The 12,003-nt window shown below is 44.0% G+C and carries 4 protein-coding genes; all 4 read left to right on the plus strand.

Features of this window, described 5'->3' with window-relative positions:
- Nucleotides 1–26: 26 nt before the first annotated feature.
- The 4 genes from ACSBL2_RS06470 (at nt 27) to ACSBL2_RS06485 (ending at nt 11,700) form a co-directional block, all read left to right on the plus strand.
- Complete coding sequence (locus ACSBL2_RS06470; RefSeq protein WP_442590859.1) at nt 27–4,115, plus strand: two-component regulator propeller domain-containing protein; 4,089 nt, start codon at nt 27–29, stop codon at nt 4,113–4,115.
- 625 nt (nt 4,116–4,740) lie between these two features.
- A complete protein-coding gene (locus ACSBL2_RS06475; RefSeq protein WP_442590860.1) occupies nt 4,741–7,848 on the plus strand; it encodes a SusC/RagA family TonB-linked outer membrane protein in 3,108 nt (1,035 codons plus the stop codon).
- Between the two features lie 61 nt (nt 7,849–7,909).
- Complete coding sequence (locus ACSBL2_RS06480; RefSeq protein ID WP_442590861.1) at nt 7,910–9,334, plus strand: RagB/SusD family nutrient uptake outer membrane protein; 1,425 nt, start codon at nt 7,910–7,912, stop codon at nt 9,332–9,334.
- Between the two features lie 311 nt (nt 9,335–9,645).
- Entirely contained in the window at nt 9,646–11,700 is a 2,055-nt protein-coding gene (locus tag ACSBL2_RS06485) for a beta-galactosidase (RefSeq protein ID WP_442590862.1), read from the plus strand.
- Nucleotides 11,701–12,003 lie beyond the last annotated feature (303 nt).

The following is a 12,003-nucleotide window of genomic DNA, read 5'->3' on the forward strand; positions in this document are numbered from 1 at the left end:
TACAAAAATGAATGCGGACTGAGAAAATGAAAAATATTGCTCTTTTCTGGTTCTTATTTTCCTTGAATCTCTTATTTGTTTCCCTTCAGGTGCTTGCACAGGTGAAAAAAATTGGAAGTCAGCAAGGATTATCCAATAATTCCGTCACCACGATATTCGAAGACCATGAAGGTTTTATGTGGTTCGGCACCATGGACGGATTAAATAAATATGATGGATATGGCTTCAAGGTTTTTCGCAACCTGAAATCTGATACCCATTTCAAACTGGACAATAAAATCACGGCAATTGGGGAGACTTCCGGCGGCAAAATGTTGGTAGGTACAAAAAAAGGTGGTGCCATCATGAGCCTGCATGAAACCAGTTTTTCAATCATCAGGTACCGCTCTGCCCTTGATCATGGGATAAAAGAAGTTCCGGGGCAAATTTTTGGGTTTTTCCGTTTATCGACAGACACACAATTGTTGTCTACCAGCAACCAGGGGGTACTGCTCCTGAAGGATGGAACCGATATCGCCCATCAGCTTGCGGTGGTTGACCTGGCGGGTAAAGTATCGTATAATGATTTTATCCAGGGAATTACCAGGGATGAAAAAGGAGAGGTCTGGGTTTTTATCCGTGGAAAGGGAATGGCCCGCTTCAATAAGAAAACGCAAACTATCCATGTCATTAACAATAAAATCCTTTCCGCCAGGTGTATCCAATCTGATCTGAGGGGGAATATCTGGATTGGTGGAATAAAATTGCTGTCACGCTACCAGGTACAGGCAAATGCTTATCTGGATGTGCATACCAATTTATCAGAAGGCAGGAAAAATCTGAACATTACGGATATGGGGCTTTCAGGTGCGGGGAAATTCAGGATTTCAACCGACGGACTGGGCCTTGTCTTTTATGATTTGAATACAGGTAAATATGAGGTGGTTTCTGATGGTATGCAAGGAGGTCTGGCAAGTCCGGCAGTGAACTGTTCCTATGAAAGTAAACAGGGGCTGGTTTGGGTAGGGACTGTACGTGGTGGCATAAATGTACTGAACAAGAAAGACGATTCTCCCTTTAAGGTATACACTAAAGGAGATGGCCATCATTCGAATACGCTGCCTACCAATTATATCCAATCTTTTTGTGCCATTGATGATACCCATATCTGGATAGGAACTGACGGGAAGGGAGCTTGCTTGTGGGACCGTAGGAAAAATGTATTCAGGAACTTTTATCACCAGGAAAACAATCCCCGCTCCATCAGCAGTGATTATGTGGTTAATATATTAAAAGACCACCTTGGGAAGGTTTGGTTCACCACCTATGGTGGTGGCGTTAACCGTTTTGAGGAGAAGACGGGGGATTTTGTGCAGTATCCGCTGTCAAATTCCACTCAGAAAAGGGAGACCGGTAATGTCTGGGACCTGTACGAAGATGCTGAACATACCTTATGGATGAGCACCCTGGGAGAGGCGGGTTTGTTCCGGCTGAACAGGGAGAAAGACCAGTATGAACTGTTTGACGCCCGGCTGCAGGATATCCTGATTATGAAAGAAGATGCCAGAGGGAGGCTTTGGGCAGGAAATTATAATGGAATAATCAAAATCGACAAGCGCAGTAAGCGGCATAAAATATTTAACCTGGGTGTTGCGGTCAGGGCAATTGAAATCGCAGATGGGGGTGGATTGTGGATTGGGACTGAAGGGCAGGGACTGCTGTACTTTGACTTGAAGCAGGAAAAGGTAATCCGTCGTTTTACCGAATCAGAAGGGCTGTCAAACAATACCATACTCAGCGTACTCAAATTAAAAAACAACAGGATCTGGTTAAGTACCTTCAAGGGCTTATCGGAGTTTACTGTAGCAAAGGCTAAATTTAAAAACTTCTTTGAGAATGACGGTCTTCCAGACAATGAGTTTAGCTATAATGCGGCTTTAAAACTATCTGATGAGGAACTTCTTTTTGGTGGAATAGGAGGTTTTTGCCTCTTCAATCCCTATCAGCTCAACATCCCTCCGGATCGTCCTCCCTTAAAAATCACCAATGTACTCATCAACAACCAGTCGGTTTTTAACCAATGGGATGAAGCCAGCCTGCTCGGGGATATCGATCAGCTCTCCCTGCCTTATGATAAAGCCGTAATTACGGTTGAATATACTGCACTGGAATATACAAAGCCACAGAAGATCATGTATTCCTATTACCTGGAGGGCTGGGAAGAACACTGGCATTATGTGGAGGGCTACCGGAAAGCGACTTATGGAAAGCTGCCGCCCGGAAATTACCAATTACACCTCAGGTGTACCGATACCGAAGGGAATTGGCTGAGCACAGAAAAAACGATTGCAATAAGAATAGACCCACCTTTCTGGTTATCCTGGTGGGCTTATACCAGTTATGCCATCATGCTGGTCACCGGAGTATATACCTATAACCAGTATAAAAATGGCAAACGTCACTATAAAAATGAATTGGCTTTATCCAGCCTTAAACTGGAACAGGAACAGGTACTCCAGGAGAAAAAAAATGAGTTTTTTACACATGTTTCGCATGAGTTGCGTTCTCCGCTCACCTTAATTGTAAATCCTGTCAAGGATTTGATAGAGGGGGCTCATAGTCGTCTGGACGAAGACCAGTTGGCAAAGCTGGATATCGTATACCGGAACAGTAAAAGACTGTTAGGGCTGGTGGATAAGTTTCTGCTCTTAAAAAGAATGGAAAATTTTTCCGATGAGCTGGTACTGACAGGGGGATCGATCACCAGTGTTTGTGAGCAGGTGTTCCAATATTATGTCCTGCAGGCGCAGAGTAAAAATATAAGCTATGTATTTGACTATGCTGAAGACCCGGATGATCTCTATTTCGACAGGGAGAAGATAGAAATCGTAGTCTCCAACTTATTGTCGAATGCTTTTAAGTACATTAAACCAGGTGGTTCTATTACGCTGAGTGTTTCCCCCATGGAAAAAGGGGTGTGTATAGCCGTAAAGGATGATGGGGCTGGTGTTGCAGAAGAGATTGCCGATACCTTATTCCAGCAGTTTGTAAGGGAAAAGGATTCCGGTCACAGTGGCTTCGGGATAGGCCTTTTCCTGGCGAAAAGTTATATGGAGATGCATGGCGGAACCATTGCCTATTTACCCAATCCTTCAGGAGGTTCCATCTTCCAGATCACATTATTGACTGGTAAAGCACATTTTTCGGGAATGCTGATCCGGGAGGAGGCCGATAGTTATGCAGCCTTTTTAGAAGAGCTGGCAGTTGAAGGGGAGGGGCGCAGGGGGGCTGAAGCTACCTTTACAGGAAAAGCACTCCATCATCTTCCCTTTATCTCTGCGAATGAGAAACCTTCTATACTCATCATTGACGATCATGCTGAAATAAGGGCATATCTGCAGGAGATGTTTGAAAAAGATTACAATGTTTTCTGTGCTGACAATGCATCAGCAGGACTGTTGGCTGCGGACCAGCAGAAACCAGACCTCATCCTCTGCGATGTAATGATGAAAGACAAGACGGGAATTGATTTCTGTAAGGAAATCAAGGCCGATGCCGGTCTTGCCCATATCCCGGTTTTTTTACTCACCGCAGATCCGACAGAAAAAAGCAGGATGATGGGATTGCGTGGTGGTGCCGATGATTATATCTATAAACCCTTCGATAAATCTGTGTTGCTGGTTAAAGTAGAAAATATGATCAGGAGCAGGGCGCAGATGAAAAAGGCGCTGTTTGAGAATATTGTGAATGTGGGATTGGAAAAAATATCCAGGGAAGATGCCTTATTCCTTGAACGTCTGGAAAACCTGGTCCTTAATTATCAGGAATTGGAGCAATTCAATGTGAAATGGCTGGCATCCAGTATCGGCATGAGCCACTCTTCTCTATATAAAAGAATTAAAACGATAAGCGGGTTAACGATCAATGACTTTGTGCGGAATGTGCGGATCAAGCATGCTGCGAAATTGTTGTTAACGACAAACCTTTCTATTTCGGAAGCAGCCTATGCTTCCGGTTTCAGCGATGTAAAGTATTTCAGGATGCATTTTTTGAAAGTTTACGACCTGCTGCCATCAGATTTCGTGAAGAAATACAGGGTGACGTTTGTAGATTATTCCCATATCAAAGGTTTGTAACCTAAGTTTTTGGATTGCTGTTCCAATACAAGCCTGTTCTTCATCGGTTACTCTGAAAAATTCAGCAGCAGCTATTAAAAATAGTCTGCTGCTGGTAGAAAAAATAGCTGTTGATGCCGGAAAAACAGCTGTTCCTGATGAAAGAATAGTTTACTGCTCATAAAAAGAAAATGTTATTTCTGGTGTGGTCATTTTTGGAATTGGATTTCGGTGATTCCCGGGTGTTTTTGTTTTTGAATGGCCTATTTCTGGTGCTGATACTGCTGGTAATGATAGCTTTATTTTGGTTTTTAGTGTCGGATTTTTGTTGCTGTGCATTGATTTGTTCTTTGGGTTGTGTTTTTTATGTTGATTTTGGCTTTATGGATGGTTTTATTTTGTTTTTAAGGATTTTAGCCCCCTTGTTTTACGAAAATCATCTCTTTATTTTCTTGTAAAAAGGTGAATTTGGTTGCAGGAAAGGAGAAAAGCTATGAAATAATATTTATTAACCCATCATCAGACATGAAACCTATAATATCATTAAATACGATCAATTATAAATGCCCAATGTGTGTAACGTTTGAATTTATAATGAATTAGTTACTCATTTTAGCGTGTAGACAACAGCCATAACAATTAAACCATGAAAAAAAGTGTTCAGTCGGTCAGATTAATTTCTGCTATAATATTTGCAGTTTCCATGATGTTGTCTTCGCATCATCTGTATGCGCAGGAAATCCTATCTGGTACCATAAAAGACGCCAAAGGAATCCCGCTTCCGGGAGTGACCATCAGGGAAAAAAATCAAAGTAATGCATCCAAAACAGATGCCAACGGTAATTTTAAAATAAAGACCAGTACACCTTCAGCAACACTTGTTTTTAGCCTCATCGGGTATAAAATTAAGGAGCAGTTGCTGAAAGGAGAAAAAAATATAAGTGTGGTCCTGGAGGATAACATATCAGACCTGAGTGAGGTCGTGGTCGTCGGCTACGGAAGCCAGCGCAAAAGCGATCTGACGGGTGCGATTTCCAGTGTCAAAGGATCTGACTTGACAAAGCTCCCAACGCAAAGGGTAGACCAGGCATTACAGGGACGCGCTGCCGGTGTTCGGGTACAGTCGACCGATGGTGCTGCTCCGGGAGCAAATGCGACCATCCGGGTACGGGGTTCCAATTCCTTACAGGGAGGAAACGAAGCCCTGATCGTGGTAGATGGGGTTCAGGGAATCACACTGGGGCAAATCAATCCCAGTGACATCGAATCCATGGAGATTTTAAAAGACGCTTCTTCCACAGCGATCTATGGGGCACGTGGTGCGAATGGAGTTATTCTGATCACAACCAAACGTGGTAAGACAGGCAAACCCATCATCAATTATGTGGTGGATGGAAGTCTGGCCAAGGTCGGTAAAAAGGTTGATCTGTTAAGTGCAGGTGAATATGCCGAAAACATCAACGCCTTTAAACTTTCACAGAATGGCGGTGGACTCAATCCCGTGCCTGCTTTTTCTGCAGACGAGATCGCCTCATTTTACGCAAATGGTGGAACCGACTGGCAGGACGAGATCTTTCGGACAGCAAAGGTTCAGAATCACCAGCTGTCCATCAGCGGTGCGAATGATATCTCGGATTACCTGGTTTCCCTTGGTTACCTCGATCAGGAAGGAATATTGAAAAATACCGACTATACAAGGCTTTCACTGCGGACAAATATCAACACCACTATCGCTAAATTTTTGAAAGGCGGCGCAGGGTGGTCAATGGCAAAAGAAGATGGCAGCAAGTCTTTATATGGCGGCAGTGCAGACTGGGGGAACAATCCGATAGGCTCTGCCCTGAGTTTCGCGCCAACAGTATCTCCTTATGATGCCAATGGCGAATATTCCACCTATCCGGCTTACGGACAGCAGGGGTACTGGAATCCACTGGCGAACACGCTGGAACCTTACATCAAGAACAATACGCTAACGAATAACGTCAACGTCTATCTGGATGCGAAGTTACTGGATGGTTTAAGTTTCAGGGTTACCGGTAGCGGGATATTCAAAAATGTAAATGACATGAGTTACTATAATCTGGAAACGCAGAACGGTTATGGCAGTAACGGTACAGGAACTGCGGCGACCTACCGGACACAGACTTTCCAGAATTCAAACATCCTGACCTATGATAAATTCTTTGGCGATCATCACCTCACCTTAACCGGTGTGGCGGAGCAGCAAACAGAAAAGTACATTGGTTTTACAGTGAATGGCTCAAGATTTACAGTGCAGCAGACTGGTATTTACGACCTATCGGGTGCACAGACACTGACTTCATCCTCCTCTACCACCAGCCGTTTCCTGAATTCATTTATGGGAAGGGCCAACTATGGTTATAAAGACAAATATTTACTGACTGCCAGTTTAAGAAGAGACGGTTCTTCAGTTTTTGGAAAGAACAACAAATGGGGTAATTTTCCGGCAGCAGCCTTTTCATGGAACATAATGAATGAAGACTTCCTGAAAAATATGAAGACGATCTCCCGTATGAAATTCCGGGCAAGCTGGGGGATCACTGGAAATCAGGGGATCAGTCCATATGAGACCCTGGCGAAAGTTACAGGCGGACAGAATTATCCATACAACGGTTCAGAATCTACAGACCTGGGGTACAGCATTACCACGGCTGCAAATCCTGACCTGAAATGGGAAAAGACAGACCAGAAAAATATAGGTATTGACCTTGGATTCTTAGGAGACAAGATCACTTTCACAGCCGATGTGTATACCAAAATGACAAAAGATTTATTGATGTACAGGCAGCTGCCGACTTACGTAGGGATCTCTTCAGTCCTTGACAATGTTGGGTCGATGAGAAACCGTGGACTGGAGTTAAATTTACAGGCTACGCCAGTAAATAAAGCCGTAACCTGGAATACAGGGATCAATTTTTCACTAAACAGAACAAAAATTGTGAGCCTGGGTGTTTCAGACAGTATCTCTGTAGCCAATTCGAATGGTCATGGAGGTGCAACAGAAGGTTTGCCACTTTCTATGCTTGTAGAAGGAAGGCCGTTGGGTGTTATGTATGGATTCGTTACCCTGGGCACATGGGGAACAGACCAGCGGGAAGAGGCCGCCAGATATGGTCAGCTGCCGGGTGATCAGCGCTACCAGGATATCAACAATGACGGATTAATCAATATCAACGACCGTACGATTATCGGGAATGCTTTGCCGAAGTTCACTTTCGGATGGAACAATGATATTACCTATAAAAACTTCAATTTATCCTTCCAGTTTGTAGGTTCAGTGGGGAATGATGTCTTTAACCTGGCCAGATATGCCATTGAAGGTTACCAGGATGCAACAGGTGCAAACCTGAAAAATGCATGGACACCAAACAACCAAAATACAGATGTACCGGCAATTATCGACCAGGCCACAAGGGAAGCGGCCGCATTGGTCACCAAGGTGAGTTTACCCTCCAGTACCTCCGGACTCATTAGTCGCTGGGTTGAAGATGCATCGTTCGTCAGGCTTCAATATGTAACCCTGAGCTATTCGCTGAAAAAGATGCTCAAAAACACCAGGATCTCGGATTTGAGTGTACACGGCAGTGTTTCTAATGTATTCACCATTACCAAATACCAGGGATATAACCCTGAGGTGGCTTCCTGGTCTGGAAATGATGCGCAAATAGGGTCGGATTACAACAGCTATCCTGCATCGCGAATATTCTCACTGGGCCTCAATATGAGCTTTTAGTGGATTCATACAACAAACAGATTGATCATGATAGCTTCATGAGCTATAAAAAAAGATATATATGAAAAGATATGGTTTTAATGTAAACAAAGTATGGAAAGCGATGGGGCTATGCATTGCCTCGCTCAGCCTGTTGGTTTCCTGTCAGAAACTGGATGAATCGCCTGAAAGCTTTGTAACGCCGGAAAGTTATTATAAAACAAAAGAACAGGTGGAAACTGTGTTTGCCTCCTCTATGAATAACCTCTGGAATGTGTGGTCAAATTACAGTTACACTGTTGAAAAGCTGTTAAAGAACGACGATCAGATGACGGGTGGTGATTTAAATATCACTGCGGATTGGGGAAGTGGTTTATGGGCTGCACACTTTAAGTCTATTTACGGGCTCAACAGTGCAATTGCTGTGTTAAATGTGGGTATTGATGGTGTTTCGACTACTGATGCAGACCAGTTAATGGGACAGGCAAAATTCCTGAGGGCATACAATTATTTTATGCTGGTGAGGATGTGGGGTGGACTACCTATCGTAACCGAAACTACAGAAGATCCTTTAGCCGGTAACTTATCCAGGTCATCTGTTCAGGAGGTGTACGATTTCATCGTCAGCGATTTTAAAGTCGCTATCGACAAACTGCCTGTCTCCTGGTCGGCCGATAAACAAGGTCGCCCTACCCAGGATGCTGCAAAAGCGATGCTGGCGAAAGTATACCTGACAATGGCCTGTTATCCGCTGAATAATCCGGCATACTATCAGGATGCTATGGAATACTCCAAACAAGTTATGGATGCCGGCAACTATCACCTGGTAGAGGACGTCACTAAAGTTTTCAGTACGGCCACCAAATATGCGCCGGAAAATATGTGGGGTTTTAACTCCAATGAAGCGGATAAATCTACCACCTGGCAGCAATGGTCCAACTACTATGGCTGGGGAGTAAACTCAGTAGAGCCAACATTTGCGACTTCCTACCCAGATCAGCCCCGTAAATACGATTACCTGGAGCTGACCTTCGAAGGGAAAACCTATACCGAACTGGGCGTTAACCCTGGGATTGGCAAGTTTGTATACGACAGGAAAGAAGGTTTAGTAGACGGTTTGGTCAATATACCTATCATCAGGTATGCAGATGTGCTATTGATTTATGCAGAGGCAAAAAATAGAGTCAACAACGGCCCTGATGTAACTGCAGTGGCAGCCATCAACCAGGTCATTGACCGTGCGAACGGGTATGTTGCCAATACAGGAGATCCCCGTGCCACTACTGCTTTATCTATGACTGCATTTGAGAATAAAGTATTGCAGGAGAGAAGCTGGGAATTGTGTTTTGAGTTTGACCGCTGGTTTGATATCATCAGGAAGAGAATTTTGCTGGAGGTTACGATACCTGCCTATAAACAAAACTTCTCGGAGGAAGACTACCTTTTCCCGATTCCCCTTCAGGATATGCGATTGAATACCAATTTCAGTCAGAATCCAGGGTATTAAGGAGTACTGTGGTTCTTAGGTAATATCCTGTAGATCTTAAATAATGTCTTGCAGTTCTTAAGTAATGTCCTGTGGTGACTTTTAGGTAATTACCTGTGGTACCTTTTGGGTAATGTCTTGCGGTAATTCTTAGTTAAGATACTGTGGGTATGTACTGCTGGTTTTTGAATAAGAAGCTGGGTAATGAGCAGTATTTCTATTCTTTTTTAACAAAGCTACCTGACCTGATTGCATCCCGATGTAAGCAGAGGCTGAATGGTCAGGTAGCTTTATTTATTTAATCCTTTGAAGATTTTCATCAAATGTCTAACATGAAACGCATATTCTATTTACTATTTTTCCTGCATTTATTTTGTCCTGAATCATTATTGGCGCAAACCCCGATTGTATCCTGGAGTGGTGGTGGCGAAAGTCCTCCGGGGGACAAGGGGCTGCATGCGGCATCAGCTGACGGAATTTTGCATCTATCCGCTGCCAAGGGGGGCATTTATCAGTACACCATTCCTGTTCCTGTGGCAAACAAAGATGTGCGCCCTTTCAGGGCAATTCAGTTTGCTGTTTCTAACTCCGGAACATCGGCCAGCAGGATCAGTGCAAAGTTAAACGACAAAAGCTGGTTTGGCGGCAGTACTTTAGTGTTGCCGGGGGAAGCAGATACGCTGGAAATATGGTTCCTTCATCCGTCTGACCATCAGCAGAAAAGCTTCCTAGGTATGGACGGACTTCCGGGAGGGAATGCATCTATCTGGGATCCTGTTGATCCTGCTGGATTAACTTCCATCACTTTGGAACTGAAATCTGATGCTCCTTTAGGGCTGAACCTGGGCACCATTTCAGGAGCGGGCCTATATCAGGACGTAAGTACCCTTGCAAAAGATTCATTTTTCCCATTTATAGACGGGTACGGCCAGTTTATTCATTCTGAATGGCCGGATAAAGTCCATTCAGCTGCGGCATTTGCAAAAAGTGCTGAAAAAGAAAGGGCTGAGCTTGCCCTATTTCAGGGGCCTTTAAATTTTGATACCTATGGTGGCTGGCTTGATGGCCCTCAGTTACAGGCAACGGGAAGTTTCAGGACAGAGAAAATAGAAGGGAAGTGGTGGTTGGTTGATCCTGAAGGTCACCTGTTCTGGTCGCATGGTGTGAATTGCGTAGGCTTCGATTCCGGTGTAACGGAAATTGATGGCAGGGAGAAGTATTTCAGGGATCTTCCTGCAAATTCCGGAGTTAGCCAGGCCTTTTATAAGGTCAGGGATGGAAAGGCCCAGTTTAACTATTATAGCCAGAACCTTTTCCGTAAATACGGAAGCGACTGGCGTTCAAGAGCTACAGATGGGGTGTTCAAACGTATGCGCTCCTGGGGATTAAATACTATAGGGAATTGGTCTGATCCGGAGATTTACTTGTCGCACACTGGAAAGAAATTGCCGTACACGGTTAACGTAGACTATCCCTTTGTCGCTGTTGACGGTAAGAGTTTCAAGTTCCCGGATGTTTTTGATAAAGGCTTTAAACCAGCAGTCACTGCTGCTGCAAAAAGGGCAGCGCTTAAAACCGCTCAGGATCCTTTCTGTATGGGGTACTTTGTCGACAACGAACTTAAGTTATTACAGCTGACTGCTGCATGTATGAAACAAAGTCCGGCAGGCGCGGCAAAGAATGCATTTATACATTATCTGAAAGCCAGGTTCGGTACCATTTCCAAACTCAATGCCAGCTGGGGTACTCCATATAAAAACTGGAATACATTGTTGAGGGATACACTATTGCCAGCAAAGGCAGCTGTAGAAATGGCCGATTTTGATCAATTGATGATTGACCGTTATTACGCAGTTTGCAGGGCAACGATAAAAGAGGCTGCGCCTGAAAAGTTATACCTGGGAAGCCGTTTCAACCTGTACCGGATTTATTATCCCCAGGACACCAGTTTAAATATGGCGATGCGTATTGCAGCAAAGTATTGCGATGTCGTTTCCATCAATTATTACCGCTATGGCAGTGAAGACCTGGTCTTGCCGGCTGATGTGGATAAACCGATCATTATTGGTGAATTCCATTTTGGTGCGCCTGACAGGGGGCTTCCGCATAGTGGATTAAGGAATGCCTTTTCGCAGTCACAGCGTGCAAAACTTTACGAGGGATATGTGAAAGAGTCACTTCATAATCCACAGATTGTTGGGACACACTGGTTCCAGTATGGGGACCAGCCATATACCGGTAGGTTCGACGGAGAAAATTACCAGATTGGTTTTGTGGATATTTGTGACCAGCCGTACGCGGAGACGGTGCAGGCGTTAAGGCAGATAGGATATCATATGTATCAGATCCGGTTTTCGGGTTTGTGGAATGAAGGCATGGCTAAATGATTAATAGAGGAGTAGCTTGTGATAAAACAAGCTAGAACAAACCCATGGTATCTTTGCGAGATTTTCAAAGATGCTATGGGTTCCTGGGCAGGAAATGCCTCTTCAGCCCAAGATGAATTATTCTTCAATTTAAAGTATAATATCCCGCCGCGACTAGTCCTGTCAGCCCACTGAGATAACTAAAATTATGTTTATCTTCTTCATTTTTCAATCGTTATTGATTCAACATTCAGGTCGGGCCTTAGTATGCCTATCTATCTAGAATCATATCCTGAAGATTCAATCTACTGGTAAGCAAATCGT

Source organism: Pedobacter sp. AW31-3R, from assembly GCF_052180285.1.
GTDB lineage: Bacteria > Bacteroidota > Bacteroidia > Sphingobacteriales > Sphingobacteriaceae > Pedobacter.